Origin of the sequence: Enterococcus sp. DIV0294 (assembly GCF_050558155.1) — a bacterium.
GTDB lineage: Bacteria > Bacillota > Bacilli > Lactobacillales > Enterococcaceae > Enterococcus > Enterococcus faecalis.
Window position 1 is genome coordinate 2,029,849 of the sequence record NZ_CP187889.1, and the last position, 15,904, is coordinate 2,045,752.

Consider the following 15,904-nt stretch of genomic DNA (forward strand, 5'->3'; position numbering starts at 1 on the left):
GTGTCCTTTTACTTTCATTTAAGCATCAATAATCAAAGAATAAGCATAAGGACTTTCATAAATTCCTGAAGTATAATAATTGAGCCTCTTTTTAAATAGCGGGCCGTCAATTACCAACGTATGGTACTCCCCGTTTTCTCCGCAAATATCTAATTGATGCTCTTTAAGGTACGTGATAAATGTTTCATCTAACGGTTCTCCTAAAAATTTTATTGGAATACCAGCCTCTTTGCTGACCGTTTTGATAATTGCTGTGTACCCTTTTGCCAAGAATTCTTTCACAAGTGCTTCGCGATTCTCCTGCCAAAGAGGTAATTGTGGCTCAAGCCCAGCACTTAATGCAACTTGGCGATCCCAAGCACCATTTTGTTCAATATCTATATCGCCAAAACAAACCGTTTCTGCACCTAATTTTTTGGTTTCCTGCAGTGCCTCAACCACTTTTTCTGTGTAATTTGTTTCATTGTTATGTGATATAACAAGTGGTAAATCTAACGCTTCGGCTGCTGCTTCTAAGACGGAGATTGGTATGCCGTGAAACCAAGAACGATTAATTTCATCACTTAATGTTGTCACTAACGCAACTGGCTGATTTCCTGCTTGTACCAATCGATCTATCGCCAATAAACAATCTTTACCAGAGCTATAACTTAAACAAAATTTTTTCATAAACGTTCCCTCTTTTCTCTATGACTATACCTCAAAACAATATATCCGTATACATATTTATTATTTAAGTATAACTAATACTGAATAGTTATTTGAATCAAAACATGGTATAAAATAGAGGTAAAGCAAGCTTTATTCACTTCTTTATATCTCTTTTCAACGGATGATCAGCTGGCGGAAACCAGCTGATCTTTTTTTCAAAAAACACAGCTATCTTTTGCAGTTTTCTTTTCCTCATGTTATAAAGAGATAGTAGGAAGCATTTATTCACTTCTTTACAAATCTATCTTAATCTTAGACAGTCGGCGGAAAACGGCTGTCTATTTATCTGGAAAAATTATGAACTCGTCAGCTAGTGGTCAGTTGACGAGTTTTATGTTATAATAATTAGAACACGAAAAATATTTTTAAACGAACCATTCAATTGTTTTGATGATTTTATTCAAAACTGGCGTGTCTAGAGAGATACAAGGATGTATTAGAGGTAGGGAATACATCGCTTAAATGAAAAATACTTGAATACTAGAAATAGTCTGATCCAACTTTAAAATAATAATATTGATTCGTTAGATAGCCTTCTCTTTAAAGAGAAGGCTATTGTCAATTAAAGAGTAAAACCACCGCATGTTTAAAATTAAACTTATCTCAAACATACCCTGTCAGTGTTTCACGCATTATCTCAATAAACAGCAAAAATCCAGAAGAGTCTCTCTTCTGGATTTTTGCTTATTTGACGATACTTTTTTTAAATTTGTTAATCAATTTAAAATAATCCACATAAGTGCATAATTGGGAAAACAAATAATAAACTATCAAAACGATCTAAAATACCACCATGTCCTGGCAAGATGTTACCAGAGTCTTTCACGCCATAATGACGTTTGATAGAAGATTCAACCAAATCACCGAATTGCCCTACTATAGAAAATAGAACCGTCAATACAAGCATCACCGGCATTGGATAAGGAAATAGCCCTTTATTAGCTGTGAAAACTAAAAACAACGCTGCTACAACCACGGCTGATAAAATACCACCAAGTGCACCTTCTATTGTCTTGTTGGGTGAAACATCTGGCATCAATTTATGACGACCAAATCGTCGTCCAAATAGATATGCACCAATATCCGTTGCCCAGACAATGAATAAAGCAAATAACAAGACTTCAAAACCTGCGGAACGGGCACTAATAAAGTTCTGGAACCCCATCCCTACATATAAACTGACAATAACTGGAAAGCCAGCTTCTTCAATCGTATATGTATTTTTAGAAATCACCGAAGCACCTAACAACAACATTACAGTGACATAAAATAAAATGAAATTTGTTTGCATTTCCGGCAAAAAGTTTAACCACTTAATTGTTGGGATAACTAAAAAAACGGCCCCTAATGCTGATAAAACACCTTCAAAACTTAATAACGTTAATCCTTTCATACGGAATAACTCGTACACGCCGACTACTGCCAAAGCAACAGCGGCAATCTCAATTGCAAAACCACCATACCAGATAATTGGAATAAAGATGATTAATGCGACGATAGCTGTGATGACACGTTGTCTCACTGCGGATCGCTCCCTTCTGTTTCTGTAGTTTCTTTTAGACCTCCAAAACGACGATTACGATTTTGGAAAGAAGCAATCGCGGTTTCTAAAGTGTCCCCTGAAAAATCAGGCCATAATGCTTTTGTAAAAAACAACTCGCTATAAGCAATTTGCCATAGCAAGAAATTACTAATTCTCTCTTCACCACTTGTTCGAATCAACAATTCTGGATCGCGAAGTTCCGTGGGTAAAAAGCCAGTCATTAAGTGATCTGCGATCGTTTCTTCTGTAATCTCATCTGCCGTATATGTTTTTTCTGAAACCTCTACAGCAATCTGTTTCATGGCAGTTAGTAGCTCCGCACGCGCCCCATAATTTAAAGCAAAGTTCAAAACCATGCCCGTATTGTCCTTGGTTTGCTCAATGGCCCGCTTAACAGCATCTTGCGTATGGCTTGGTAGAAACTCTTGGTAGCCCATTACATTGACTTTAACATTTTCCTTAATTAATTCAGGCACGAATGTATCAAAAAAATCAACAGGCAATTGCATTAAGAAATTGACTTCATCTGTTGGTCTCTTCCAATTTTCCGTTGAAAATGCATAAAGCGTTAAAACTTTAACGCCTAAATGACTAGCATGCTTCGTTATTTTTTTAACCGTATCCATGCCTTCTTTATGTCCAGCAATTCTCGGCAGTCTTCTATTCTGTGCCCACCGGCCATTTCCGTCCATAATAATGGCAATGTGCTGCGGAATTTGGCCTTCTTTATCAAAGGCATACTGGCTTGCTTCTTCTACATATTTATTTTTTTGCGGAAAAAAACGTAACATCTTTTTCCCTCCATTCCAAAAAATCTATCTTAATTATTATAACAATAACTAATGCAAATGCCTATGCATAGTCCCTGAATTTTCCTGATAATTAAGAAATTCCTTGTAACTTTATCATTTATGGTCCTTTTTTAAAAGAAAAAAACTTAGACTTGGCAAGTAAATCAACATGATGTATCTGCCTAGCTCTAAAATTTTAAATAAACAACGGGACAGGAGCAGCTTCTTCGGAAATAAGCTGAACGTCCTTGAGAGACAAAAAGCATCTTTCAGAACTTTCTTCTTATTTCTTGAAGCTTAACACGCCTGTCCCGACCTCAAGTTTTTATTCTATTGTCTTTTTCTCTTTATTCATTGACTGGAACAATGGCACCGTTCCATTTTTTCGTAATCCAATCTTGGACTTCTTTGCTACGTAACACTTTGACTAATTTTTTTACATTTTCGTTGTTTTCGTCTTCTTTACGAACCGCAATAATATTGGCATAAGGTGAACTTTCTTTTTCTAAGGCAATCGCATCTTTTTTCGGATTTAATCCTTGATCCACGGCAAAGTTTGAGTTAATTAAAACCGCAGCCCCTTCTTCATTGTCATAAAGAGTGGTCATGATTGCTGGATCACTTTCATGATTGAATTTCAACTTTTTAGTATTTTTATCAATATCATCGAAAGTAGCAGTTGTCCGGTCTACCCCTTCTTTCAGCGTGATTAAACCAGCATCTTCTAAAATCGTTAAAACACGTGGCCAATCTGAAACGGAAGAGCTAACGTAAATCGTTGAACCATCAGGAATTTCTTGTAACGATTTGTATTTTTTCGAGTAAAGCCCAACTGGTTCTAAATGAATCGCACCTGCATTCACAAAGTCATAATCATTTTCTTTAACCGCTTCATTAAAGAACGGCACATGTTGGAAATAGTTGGCATCGATATCGCCACTTTCCAACGCCTTGTTAGGTAGCACGTAATCTGTATAAGTCGTCACTTCTAGTTTTACGCCTTCTTTTTCTAATAAAGGTTTTACATGTTCTAAAATCTCTGCATGTGGAACCGGTGAAGCCCCAACTTTCAAGACCGAGTCATCACTCTTTTTATTGCCGCAAGCCCCTAAAATTAAGACAGCTACTGCTACAGTAATTACTGACCATAATGTACGTTTTTTCATCTTATTCCCTCCATTTATCGTTTATCTATTTTTTTAGCGACTGTATCCCCAATCCATTGAATCGCAAAGACAATAATTAAGATACAAATCGTTGCTACTAAGGTAACTGTATTTTGACCACGTTGGAAGCCATCTTGATACGCCAAACTTCCTAAACCGCCCGCTCCAATAGCAGCTGCCATTGCAGTATAGCCCACTAAGGAAATGGTTGTAACGGTTAAGCCAGAAACAAGCGCTGGCAGACTTTCTGGTAATAGAACTTTCCAAATTATTTGGAAACGATTGGCCCCCATTGCTTTGGCTGCTTCAATCACGCCTTTATCGACTTCACGAAAAGCAATTTCGACCATGCGAGCATAAAAAGGTGCTGCGGAAATAATCAATGCTGGTAAGGAACCTTTGACACCAGACATACTCCCTAAAATAATTTTTGTAAAAGGAATTAACAGAACGATTAAGATAATAAACGGAATCGAACGGAAAATATTTACAAAAATGGCCACTAGCCAATACAGTAATCGGCTCAAAATCCCTTTTCTGCCTGACGTTTCAAAAAGTAGTAGTCCTAAAATCAACCCTAAAATGGCGACCACTATGATTGAAATCCCTGTCATATAAAGTGTTTCAATCGTTTTTTCTTGTAGTTTACTTATATCAATTTGCGAAAAATCAAAGAAACTTGCTAAGCCACGATTATTCATTTCCAATCACCTCTGTTTCTACACGAAGTTTACGTAATCCTTCAATGGCTGCTAGAATATTTTGCTCTTCGCCTAATAATTGAATATAAAGAGAACCCACTGCACCCTGCTTTGTTTGCTGAATGTTCCCTTGAATAATACTGACTTCTACTTGATATTCTTGGACAATATGCGAGATAATTGGCAATTTCGCTTGTTCGCCGTGGAAAAGTAGGCGAACAATTTTTCCATTCGGATATTGTTCCAACATTTCTTCAACAACCAGTTCCGTTTCTTCAATGTTTTTATCTGCTTCTTGTTGGATAAAGCGTTTCGCAATTTCTGTTTGAGGCTTTTTGAAAATATCGATTACTTTACCTTCTTCAACAATTTCACCATATTCCATCACGGCTACGCGATTACAAATTTTACGAATCACGTGCATTTCATGGGTAATTAATACAACCGTTAAATTTAATTCTTGGTTGATTTTTAGTAGTAATTCTAGCACTTCATCGGTTGTCTGCGGATCCAAAGCACTCGTTGCTTCATCACAAAGCAAAATGTCAGGATTGTTAGCTAAGGCACGGGCAATCCCCACTCGTTGCTTTTGCCCACCAGAGAGTTGACTTGGGTAGGCGGTTTCCCGTCCCTCTAAACCAACCAACTTGATTAACTCTTCTGCGCGGCTTTTCCGATTTTGTTTTGGAACGCCAGCAATTTCCAATGGGAGCATGATATTTTCTAGGACCGTCCGTGACCATAATAAATTAAAATGTTGAAAGATCATCCCAATTTTTTTACGGAAGTTTCGTAGTTCTTTATTTGGCAACAATGCAATATCTTGTCCTTGAATTTCTACTTCACCTTCTGTAGGTGTTTCAAGCCCATTCAATAGGCGAACCAACGTACTTTTTCCTGCACCTGAATAGCCAATAATGCCATAAATATCACCTGATTCAACCGTTAAATCAATATCTTTTAAAGCCGTGACTTTACCCGCTTTACCGGAAAACTCTTTTTTTACATGACGTAATTCAATTAATGCCATTTTGTTCTCCTCTTCTTTCTGTTCTACTTTCTTATTTTGAAGGTTTCGCACTTTTTATGAAACGAATTTGCTTAATAAAAACAAAAAAACTTCCATCCTTTTGCTACTACAGCAAAAAGGACGAAAGTTTGTCATTTCGTGATACCACCTTAATTCGCTATTATTTCTCAATAATAACCTCATACGGTACTTGATTCTTCGCATACCGTTGGCTGTAACGGGCGCCCCGTAGTAAGTTCACTGCTTCGCTCACTTACTCTGCTCAAAGACCATCTTCCATCTTAAATCTGTTACCCATTCTCAGCAAACAGGGCTCTCTTCAAACGTCCTTAACATGTACTCTTCTTTTCAAAGCTTTCTTTTGATTAGATTGAGAAAATTATAGCAATAAACATTGGCCTTGTCAACGTAAGACTAAAGATTTTCAAATTCTGTTGGTTCAACATCTGCTAAAACAGCAATCCAGGCATTTTCTTCATCTAACGCACTTGGCTCTTGATCAGCCGCTTCATTAATCGCGACTACTTTACCAGATAATGGACTACTGAATTCACTGACTGCTTTTTCTGCTTCTAATTCAATTAAAGAGTCACCTTTAGCTAATGTTTGTCCGACTTTTGGAAACGTTGCAAAAGTAATCTTTCCTAAATCCTCTTGGGCTTCAGCGGTTAAACCAATTTTATAACCTGCTTCTGTTGGTACGATCCATAATTGATCGATTTGTTTCATTTCACTCATTTTCCAAGCACTCCTTCGTAATCTGCTTCTTTAAAACCATTCGTTAGAAATGTATTGTCTTTTAAGAGAATTGGACGCTTAATCAACATGCCATCCGCAGCTAAACGCTGACTTGCTTCTTCAATAGAAAAACTGTCCACAAGATCTTTTAAGCCTTGTTCTCTATATAAAACCCCACTTGTGTTAAAAAAACGACGAACAGGCAAGCCGGTTTCTTTCATCCATTTTGCTAATTGTTCACTACTAGGCGGTGTTGCTTTAATATCAATTGCTTGGTATTTAACGCCTTGTTGATCTAACCACGTTTTCGCTTTTTTACAAGTTGAGCATTTAGGATATTCATAAAGTGTGTACATTTCTACCCCTTCTTTCTTCTTTCTTTAACGACCACTTCTGGTACGAACCGTTTCTTGTTGGTAACGCATGGACATAATTAAGCCCACCCCAATCATGTTACCTAAAATGGAAGAACCACCTTGACTAATAAACGGTAATGGAATCCCAGTTAATGGTAGTAAACCAATATTCGCTCCAATGTTTTCAAAAACATGGAACAAAATCATCATGATAATTCCTGTGGCAATGTAGGCATAGAATTCATTATTTGTATCAAAACAAACGCGAATCATGCGGTAGATTAAAATAAAATACAACAAAATAATGAAACAGCCACCAATAAAGCCAAAGTTTTCACCAACAACTGTAAAAATCATATCTGACTCACGAACAGGGACATACACATCACTCACGTTAAAGCCTTTTCCGAAAAGGCCCCCAGAACCAATTGCTGTTAATGCTAGCGCTGGTTGGAATGAGCGATCTGGATCTGTATGGAAAGGATTTAGCCATAAATCAATCCGATCAAATTGATAAGCTTTAATGCCAATTTTAGACAATAAGTCTCTTCCTGTTTCTGTTGTTACCAAGTAGATGGTTCCAGCTCCGACTAGAGCAGCTATGATAAAGGCGGGCACAATAATTTTCCAAGTAATGCCAGACATTAAGAAAACTCCCCCAAAAATGGCTAAGAAAACTAACATCGTCCCGAAGTCTTTTTGTAAAAGTACTAAAACAATTACCGGAATCGCCACTAATAGCATTTTAGCGATTAGCCAAAAGTCGCTTTTGAGTGTTCGGTCCACATATTTAACATTATGCATGGTCACTATATAGGCCAACATCAAAATAAACGCAATCTTCATCAATTCCGATGGTTGGAATGTGGTGCCACCAAAGCGAATCCAGTTTTTAGAACCTGTTTGCTCTGCTAGCACTGGATCATAGAATTTCAGTAGTAATCCCATTAAGACTAATCCAAGTGCATAAAAAACGGGCGTTAACCGCCAGAGTAATTTTGAGCTAAAATGCATAATAATGACAATACTTAATCCTCCGACTAAATACCACAGTCCTTGTTTCATTAACAAGCTACCAATTTTAGGTTTGCTTGGATCATTGTAAAGCGCTACGTAAAGCGATAGCATACCAATTAGTGATAAAAGAAAAACTGGTAATATCACGCCGTAATCAATTCGACTATCTAAATTTGTTTTCTCTTTTCTATTCATTCGTCATCCCTTTTCCTTTGTTCATACGTTTTTTATTATATCTTTCTCACAGAAGAAAAGAAAGGAATTCTACTATATTTGAGAAAAACTTTAGAGAATTCAATAAAAATTTTTCTTTTCGATCGCCATTTATTCATGCTTAATTTTTCTACAAAAATTACGTTTCTTCCACTTCAGATAGGTATAGACTGCTTTCTTTCCAAAATAGCTATTGATTGGCTTTCGTATTTGCTTCTGAAAATTGAATGGACCAACTTCCTTCTGCTTTAATTTCTAAAATATACGTATCTGCGTCTTTAGGAATTTGAGCCATTGTTTTTCCAATGTAGTTTCCTTGTGTATCAATTAACTTTGCAATTTCTTGTCCATCACTGTCCACGATCCGAACAACTATTTTTTCCGTTCCTTTGAAAGTAATATTTGCTATAACTGGCCCCTTTTTAAAAGCTAAGTTTGTAAATACATCATCACCGCTTCCTTTTTTTGAAAACATTGTTCCAGCTAGCTTATCATCTACTTCATTAATACTAGTACTTGCCTGGGTTGTCTCACCGTAATTATCATCTCTGGCAGATTGTGGACTATTAATGTTAATTTTACAACCAGTCAAAATTAATAATGCCAGTACAGATAACCAGATATTTTTTTCATTTTCTCACATCCTCACAATGACACAACTAGTTAGAATCAACAATAATATGACTGAGACGAGACTAATTTTAAAAAATTTTTTCATAAAAATACACTCCTTTTTCTTTTTTAAATGAGAATTATCAGAAATAAAAACTCATCTATTTTTAATTATATCGATATTTTTTTTGATTCTCAATTCTTACTCGTAAAAAACGAGTGTGGAACAAAACCTGATAAACGGCGGGAATAGCATCAACACTACACGCTTCGATATTTCTCTGTAAAATACGAACAGATAAAATCAGCGTACAACTTGGTCCTCGAAGCTAAACAATTCTGTCCCGCCCTCGTCTGTTATTCGCTTTTTCTTTGTTTCGTTTGTTGTAGCTCTTTATTAATTCGGACAATTTCGTTGCCAAAATTTTGCCAGTCACTGGCTCGCGGGGGCGCTAACCAAATTAAACATTTTACTGAAAATAACGTTTTTGGTAAATAATCCGAAACTACTAAATCAGTATCTGGTCGAATCGCTGAATGAAAGTGAATGCTGAAAGATTCGAATATTTTGATTTGTTCTTTGATAAACTGAGTATATTTTTCTCCTTGCGTAAAATTCACATAAAGATTGATCGTGCTTTTTTCATTCCTTTGGTCATAAAGACGGGATAACACTAATAGCAAATCAAAAAATAAAGAAAGCTTACTAAACTCAAACGCCGAGCAATCCAACGCAAATAAAAACTGCCGACAGCTATTAAAAACAATTGGGTAGCGTTCCTGAAAAAATTCTAAATCCATAATTCGTAAGGTGATATCGATGAACGGCGTAATAAAACGATGTTGATAAATAATCGGAACAATTTCTTGATAAAATTCTTCGTCCGAAATTGTAAACGGCATATAAGAAAAGAATAATGTTTTCGTAGCCGTAATTGCCTCATTGTGAGAACTCAGCAAATGTTCCGAAATAAGTTCACTTTGATAGACCGATAAATTGCCGATAATTACTTGAATTTCTGCGTTTTTCTCTGCATGAGTCGCCTTCATCACTTCGTTGATCCAACTTTGAATTTCTTGATAAATCGAACTTTCTTCATCAAAAGCGAATGGATTTTCTTCTTGGGATAAAAAATAATTAGCTTTTCTTTGCGTTCGTTCTAACGCCACCAATACATAATGTTTAAATAAATGAAAATTAGTGATATTTTCATAAGAGCCTTTCAATTGAGCCAATAATTGGTTCACTGCGCGAAGATCTGTTTGATTATATAATTCTTCAGAATCTTTGTAAATTCGGTAATAGAGCATAGTAAAATATTGTCTAATCGCCATTTCATTGCCGCTAAGTTGTAAATTTTTGGATAACTTAATACCGTATTGACCTAATTCTTTCCGGATATGGTCAACAATTTTGTATACAACCGTTCGACTCATCCCGTGCTTTTCACCGTATTTTTTGATTGAGGTAAACTGATGAAAGAAAATCGTTTTTAATAGATTAAATTCTAACGAGTCTTTTAAATAATATTCTTCAATAATACTTGAAGAAATACGAAGGCTTTGAGATAACAAAATTTCATTATTTTTTTCACTGATTTCCATCTCATTAATCAGACCAAAGCGTTGCAAATCTGCATTGATTTCTGTTATGTTCCGTTCTAGCAAATAAGGAGAAATAGCTAATTGCTTACATAAACGATCTTTTCGTTCAGAAAATGAATATTGTTGCTCTAACTTTCTAATAATCGCTAATTTTAAATTTTCCCGATCATCTAATAACAAGAATTCCATTTAAACTCTCCTTGTTCCATACAAAAGTGAGCCTGACAGGAAGCTTAAAGTGGTGCCAAATTGAGAGGACCCACTTGCCGCTCCTCCAGTAATTTCCACTGGGGCTATCGTATCTATTTTTTTCAACAACTCATCATTTAACAGCACCTTTTTATTTACTCGTTCCTGTTCAATTTTATTTTTCTTTTTCTCCTGTTTTGTTTGTTGCTCCTTGTCCTGTCTCGAGGCAATAATTGGTCTTTCTGGGCCAATCATTGCTTGACTATAAGGAAGCTCTGCAAGCATATTCCCCTCTGCAGCAAAATTAGTAGGGTTGACATACACCTTCGCAATAGAAAGGTATGACTCGTAACGGAAGGTTACAAAATAAAGGCCTACTTTTTGAGTATTTACATTATTTTCTATAATTACATTTTCTAAATTTAAAGGGCGACCCTCTTTATCTTTTAAAAAAACGACATTGTCTAAGGGTGACCATGCTTGATTAACTCCTAAAAACGTGTCTTTTAATTTAAGTTCCGTTTGATTTTCTTTGACCGTAATGGTTGCTGTTTCAATTTTGCCATCCACTTCATAAGTCACGGTGTATTTGCCTGGTGTTGTCGCTTCGTTTGCATAGCTATTCACTGAAGCAATCAACATTCCTGAAGAAAGAAATAAGGCTGTGCCGATACTACCATAATAAATAGTTCGCTGGTTCATCTCGTTTATTATTCCTCCAAACTATTTCATAAAAATAACTATCTTAACAGAAAAACCTGCTAATAGGTGTTCTTAAAATAAAAGTCACTTGTAAAACTTCCTATTTTCCAAGGAAACAGCTACCCTCATTCATGCACTTATTCATCTTTTAAGCGTGGAACAAAAGTTACTTTAAACTTTTGCCCCACGCTCATTTAATTATTTTCGTTTCTTCTTGATGACTATACCACTAATAATCACAATAAGTAATACAACAAGTCCTAGCACACGATATAGACCATTAGTTTGTTCTCCCGTTTTGGGATAACGTCCTTGCTTGTCAGGTTTCACAATGTGTGTGACATACTGACTACGTTTTATCGTGGTTTGATTCGTTGAGGAACTAGTCTGGTTGTTCTCATTTTTATCTGGTAGTGGTGTAGGATTACGATCAATCACATGAACAGTTGCTACTGTCGTCAATTGACGAGGTGTTTCGTTTGAAAACATTGCGAAAAGTCGTGACTGCACAGCTGGTTTGGTTTCATTAACTGGCTCAGTGGTATAGGAAATCTGGTACTCTCCTGTTTTCTTTGTATCAACTTCCCCTTTTACTTGAACCTTATCAAAGGATATAGCATGACCGTCACGATCTGTTGCTGAAACGAAATTATCTTCAGGTTTCCACGAATCACCAACATAAATCGTTGTATCTTTAACCTCTAACTTAGATTGGTCGGGTTTGACGGTCACATGGGCTGTTTCTTCTTTACCTTCGTAACTGTATACGATTGGATAAACGCCTGCTTTGCTAGTATCAACTTGACCTGAAACAGTGATTTTTTCGAATGGGACATCTTGACCTGTTTTATCTGTTGCTGAAACAAAGTTCTCTTCTGCTTCCCATAAATCACCGACATAAATCGTTGAATCTTTGACTTGTAAGCGACTGTCATCACGAACATGAACGATTGCTTTCGCTTCTTTTGTGCCATTTTTATAGACAATTTCATAATCGCCTATTTTATCGACATTCACTGTTCCCTGAACGTCAATTTTTTCGAAGGGAATGTCTTGACCTGTTTTGTCTGTTGCGGAAACGAAATTATCTTCTGGTTTCCATTTATCACCAACATAAATCGTTGTATCTTTAACCTCTAACTTAGATTGGTCGGGTTTGACGGTCACATGGGCTGTTTCTTCTTTACCTTCGTAACTGTATACGATTGGATAAACGCCTGCTTTGCTAGTGTCAACTTGACCTGAAACAGTGATTTTTTCGAAGGGGACATCTTGGCCTGTTTTATCTGTCGCTGAAACAAAGTTCTCTTCTGGTTTCCATGAATCGCCGACATAAATCGTTGAATCTTTGACTTGTAAACGACTGTGATCAATTGTTTTCGTTAATGGAATTTTTAGTTGATTGTCTCCTTTGACCAGCTTAATGGCTTTTCCTGTCAAATACTCTTCATCCACGGAATATTCCTGCGGTACATTCGTTACTCGCAAAGTATAATCACCTGTCATGATGGCATCAAAGGAGTATTGACCTTTTTCATCTGTTGTAAATTCGGTTGCTGTATGCGTGACATTATCAATTAGTTCAAAAGAAACCTTCGCAATTGCTTGGTTTTCATCCTCTATGTTATGCGTATAGAATGTGGCAGTTGCTAAATAAACAATACCTTCCGCATCGCCTTCTGAGAATTTCAATGTGATTGGTGCAGTGGTGACTTTTTTCTTGTTAGCAGACATCTGGTCCAATGTTTCAGAGTCGATTGTTGTTTCTGTATAGATTTGGCCAGCGTTTGCAGAGACAGTATTGTATTCAATCGTAATGTTTTCTGTCAATGTATAGTCTTTAAAAATAATTTTCGCACCGTTTGTAGTCTTCTCTAATGAATAAGCATCTTCTGGCATGCCTTTCACGGTAATAGAATTCAAATCGATTTGAGCATTGGTTGTGCCTTTTGGTGTTAATTCAATCGTTGGATTTTTCACACGATGTGTTTTATTATCAATATTTTTTGTTGTTACTGTTGTTTTTGTTACATTTTTTAATGTTGGATTCGCCGCTTGTGTTGCACTCAAAATGTCTAACGCTTCATTTTGAACAGAAACCGAAGCAGACATTTCATTATTATTCGATTGTGGTTCTTTAGCTGTCCCTGTTATATAAAGAGTTGGCACGTCGATCCAGCCATTGGCGTTTTTATACTCAATAATGTAACGTTTGTTGGTTTTTCCAAAATCAAACGTGTAACTATTGGTATTTTCGTCAAAAGTAATCGTTGGATATCCAGGGCTGTTTGGTGTCATTGGTTTATCAAAGTATTGACCGCGGTCCCAGTATTGTGGATAAATTGAATCTACCTGATCGTTTGAAACATCATAAATGTCAAAAAGAACATCGGCGCCAGCTGGAATTTTTGTACGGACGCTTAGTGAGTCAAAAGAATCATTTCGTGCATTGACAAGGAATTGATTTTTACTACTTTGAAGTGTTCGTTCAGAACCACGCTTACTATTAGTAGTTACTGTCGTGTAAACTGGAGTTAAACCTTCAGCACTCATTGTTATCGGTATCGTATCGACTGGGATACTTTTATCTTTTGGCAAACTATCTGGCACATAATTAAAACCTATTGGAATTTGGATTTCATTGGTTATTGGCGTAGTGAACTTAATAACTGAGCCATCTGACGTTGGCATTACTGTATAATCCGTTCCTAACTTGTAATAAAAATAAATTTCTTTTGTAGCTCGTAATGAAAGATAGTTAGGATGCTTTACTTTAATTTCTAAATTTTGAATCGGTGTCTCTTTGCTTCCCATAACTGAGACAGTTGTTCTTGATGAATAGGCACCATTTTGATCATAATTACCCCAAGCAGTTTCAGCATTCAAAGGATTAACAACACTAATTGGTTCAATATATTGATCAGATACTAATTGAATGGCTTTATTGGGACCAATTACAGGTGTACTTAATGATAGATTGATATCTTTCTTGTCAAAATCCATTGTTAAATCAGAAATATTTATTCTTAAATAGCTATCTTTTGTGGCCGTTAAAGTGAGCTTTCCACCTTCAGTTTTAATATCAAAATAGTCTTCCAATTTTACATTTTCATATAAAGGACCATGCGCCGTAAATTTAGGATTCTTAATTTCTTGACCGTTTGTACTCTCTAATACGATTTGTTGACCCACTTTTGTTTCTGTTAACGTGCCATAAATTGTTACATAATATTTCCCTTTGCTTTGAAAACTGATATAGGACATACTACGCATTTCACGATCAGCAATTACTTTACTTGTTTGACTCGTCTTAGCAGTAAAATCGGTTGTTTGTTTAGTTCCTGTCGTACTTTTCAAAGAAATTGACCCAATTTTTGTGGTTGGGTACTGCTGCGAATATAAGTAGTTATAGTCCGAAGCACTCTCTAAATAAATTGTTCGATTAATCGATAAAGAATAGGCTTTTTGTTGATTCATGTTTGGAACAGTTACAGCAATCCGCCCTAGTGAATTATCGCTTAATGTATAATCTTTTCCAGGTGTTAACAGGGTTTGCGTTTCTGGTAAAATTTGACCATTAATGTCGACATCGTAACTGAAAACTTGAGGTTCCAAGTTATCTTGTTTTCCAAAGACAGCGCCTGGCGTCTCTGTTGTTAATAATTCTAATGTTTGATTGCCAGTTAATGTCCGGTCTAAATTATAAAAAATTTCGCCATCTAACCCTGTCGTTCTGGTTCGTTCGTTATATTGAATTGGTTCCACTTGTTCATATAAATCAAACGAGTAGGTTTTTTTATTTTTTCCTGGAGTTTCAATTTTGATTAATGGTTCCGCCTCTGTTGTTAGATAACTTTTTAGTTCTACTTTAAAGGAAGTATCTGAAACTCATTGATTAAACGTAATACTTAATGTTTTGGTTGCCGCATCGACTGCCCAAGTTGCGCCAATGCCCGTCACATCTCCGCTAACAGTTGAATAACCTAAATGTTCTGGTAATTGAACTGTATAAACTGATCCAGGTGCATAACCTGTGTTTCCAACAGCAAATTGGAACGTAGCGGTTACCGGTGTTGTATTTAATTCGCGGTGAACCTCTGTTTGGCTGTATTCTGTTCCACCAATCGGCGCAAGACTCATACTGTCAAGTAGTTCATCTGTAATTGGCGCTTGAACATCTGGTAGGGCTTTTTCATTAAGTGAGGTGTCCTTGTCCTCCGTTGTTTGTTGTTCAGATGGTGTAGTAGCATCACTGGAAGCTGTTGTGCTCGCCTCTGTGGTTTGCGATTCAGTTGTTGCAGTTGGTTGATTCATTTCTGAAGTAGTCGTTGTTGCTAAAGGTAAAGATGGTGCTGAGTTCGATAACTCTGCCTCTTTTTTTGCTGTATCAGTGGTCTCTGTTTGTGCTTCTGTCGTTGTTACAGCATAGGCATTTACGGCAAACCCGAAATTTTGTGCGAGAAGTATACTCAACATCACAAAAGAAAAAGTTTTTTTCTTCATACTAATCCCCTTTCAATAAAATTCATA

General features: G+C 36.4%; 12 protein-coding genes, 1 pseudogene and 1 other annotated feature. All 13 genes and pseudogenes read right to left on the reverse strand.

Annotation, left to right across the window (positions count from 1 at the left end):
- Positions 1-18: 18 nt before the first annotated feature.
- The 13 genes and pseudogenes from IGJ20_RS09890 to IGJ20_RS09950 all read right to left on the reverse strand — a co-directional run bounded on the left by IGJ20_RS09890 (position 19) and on the right by IGJ20_RS09950 (position 15,877).
- Complete coding sequence (locus IGJ20_RS09890) at positions 19-669, reverse strand: diphthine--ammonia ligase (protein ID WP_142425630.1); 651 nt, start codon at positions 667-669, stop codon at positions 19-21.
- A 763-nt stretch (positions 670-1,432) separates the two neighbouring features.
- On the reverse strand, positions 1,433-2,233 hold the full coding sequence (locus IGJ20_RS09895) for a phosphatidate cytidylyltransferase (protein ID WP_002359680.1): 801 nt from the start codon (positions 2,231-2,233) through the stop codon (positions 1,433-1,435).
- A complete protein-coding gene (locus tag IGJ20_RS09900; protein WP_142425629.1) occupies positions 2,230-3,045 on the reverse strand; it encodes an isoprenyl transferase in 816 nt (271 codons plus the stop codon). Before IGJ20_RS09900 ends, IGJ20_RS09895 begins: the two co-directional genes overlap by 4 nt.
- A gap of 347 nt (positions 3,046-3,392) precedes the next feature.
- Positions 3,393-4,211: a MetQ/NlpA family ABC transporter substrate-binding protein gene (locus tag IGJ20_RS09905; protein WP_016616121.1), complete on the reverse strand. Its 819-nt coding sequence runs from the start codon at positions 4,209-4,211 to the stop codon at positions 3,393-3,395.
- A 14-nt stretch (positions 4,212-4,225) separates the two neighbouring features.
- A complete protein-coding gene (locus tag IGJ20_RS09910; RefSeq protein WP_002362617.1) occupies positions 4,226-4,912 on the reverse strand; it encodes a methionine ABC transporter permease in 687 nt (228 codons plus the stop codon).
- Complete coding sequence (locus tag IGJ20_RS09915) at positions 4,905-5,942, reverse strand: methionine ABC transporter ATP-binding protein (protein ID WP_002356639.1); 1,038 nt, start codon at positions 5,940-5,942, stop codon at positions 4,905-4,907. The genes IGJ20_RS09910 and IGJ20_RS09915 overlap by 8 nt, the downstream gene beginning before the upstream one ends.
- 113 nt (positions 5,943-6,055) lie before the next feature.
- Positions 6,056-6,303 (reverse strand) — a binding site (T-box leader).
- A 53-nt stretch (positions 6,304-6,356) separates the two neighbouring features.
- Positions 6,357-6,671, reverse strand: coding sequence for a glycine cleavage system protein H (locus IGJ20_RS09920; protein WP_002413422.1), 315 nt, complete (start codon positions 6,669-6,671; stop codon positions 6,357-6,359).
- Positions 6,672-6,676: 5 nt separating this feature from the next.
- Positions 6,677-7,036 (reverse strand): arsenate reductase family protein, encoded by a 360-nt coding sequence (locus IGJ20_RS09925; protein WP_002368937.1) that lies wholly within the window; start codon positions 7,034-7,036, stop codon positions 6,677-6,679.
- Positions 7,037-7,060: 24 nt separating this feature from the next.
- On the reverse strand, positions 7,061-8,248 hold the full coding sequence (locus tag IGJ20_RS09930; protein ID WP_002367107.1) for an FtsW/RodA/SpoVE family cell cycle protein: 1,188 nt from the start codon (positions 8,246-8,248) through the stop codon (positions 7,061-7,063).
- Positions 8,249-8,456: 208 nt separating this feature from the next.
- A complete protein-coding gene (locus tag IGJ20_RS09935; protein WP_225620469.1) occupies positions 8,457-8,858 on the reverse strand; it encodes a hypothetical protein in 402 nt (133 codons plus the stop codon).
- 377 nt (positions 8,859-9,235) lie between these two features.
- The gene (locus tag IGJ20_RS09940; RefSeq protein ID WP_142425628.1) at positions 9,236-10,672 is read right to left on the reverse strand and encodes a helix-turn-helix domain-containing protein; all 1,437 of its coding nucleotides are present in this window, start codon (positions 10,670-10,672) and stop codon (positions 9,236-9,238) included.
- Positions 10,673-11,374, reverse strand: a complete 702-nt coding sequence (locus tag IGJ20_RS09945) for a bacterial Ig-like domain-containing protein (protein ID WP_002356634.1) — start codon at positions 11,372-11,374, stop codon at positions 10,673-10,675.
- A gap of 198 nt (positions 11,375-11,572) precedes the next feature.
- Positions 11,573-15,877, reverse strand: a pseudogene (locus tag IGJ20_RS09950) (bacterial Ig-like domain-containing protein).
- Positions 15,878-15,904 lie beyond the last annotated feature (27 nt).

Excerpts from the sequence above, each read along its gene's own strand:
- IGJ20_RS09890 (WP_142425630.1), bottom strand. The coding sequence starts at position 669 with ATGAAAAAATTTTGTTTAAGTTATAGCTCTGGTAAAGATTGTTTATTG.
- IGJ20_RS09900 (WP_142425629.1), bottom strand. The coding sequence starts at position 3,045 with ATGTTACGTTTTTTTCCGCAAAAAAATAAATATGTAGAAGAAGCAAGC.
- IGJ20_RS09905 (WP_016616121.1), bottom strand. The coding sequence starts at position 4,211 with ATGAAAAAACGTACATTATGGTCAGTAATTACTGTAGCAGTAGCTGTC.
- IGJ20_RS09910 (WP_002362617.1), bottom strand. The coding sequence starts at position 4,912 with ATGAATAATCGTGGCTTAGCAAGTTTCTTTGATTTTTCGCAAATTGAT.
- IGJ20_RS09915 (WP_002356639.1), bottom strand. The coding sequence starts at position 5,942 with ATGGCATTAATTGAATTACGTCATGTAAAAAAAGAGTTTTCCGGTAAA.
- IGJ20_RS09920 (WP_002413422.1), bottom strand. The coding sequence starts at position 6,671 with ATGAAACAAATCGATCAATTATGGATCGTACCAACAGAAGCAGGTTAT.
- IGJ20_RS09925 (WP_002368937.1), bottom strand. The coding sequence starts at position 7,036 with ATGTACACACTTTATGAATATCCTAAATGCTCAACTTGTAAAAAAGCG.
- IGJ20_RS09930 (WP_002367107.1), bottom strand. The coding sequence starts at position 8,248 with ATGAATAGAAAAGAGAAAACAAATTTAGATAGTCGAATTGATTACGGC.
- IGJ20_RS09940 (WP_142425628.1), bottom strand. The coding sequence starts at position 10,672 with ATGGAATTCTTGTTATTAGATGATCGGGAAAATTTAAAATTAGCGATT.
- IGJ20_RS09945 (WP_002356634.1), bottom strand. The coding sequence starts at position 11,374 with ATGAACCAGCGAACTATTTATTATGGTAGTATCGGCACAGCCTTATTT.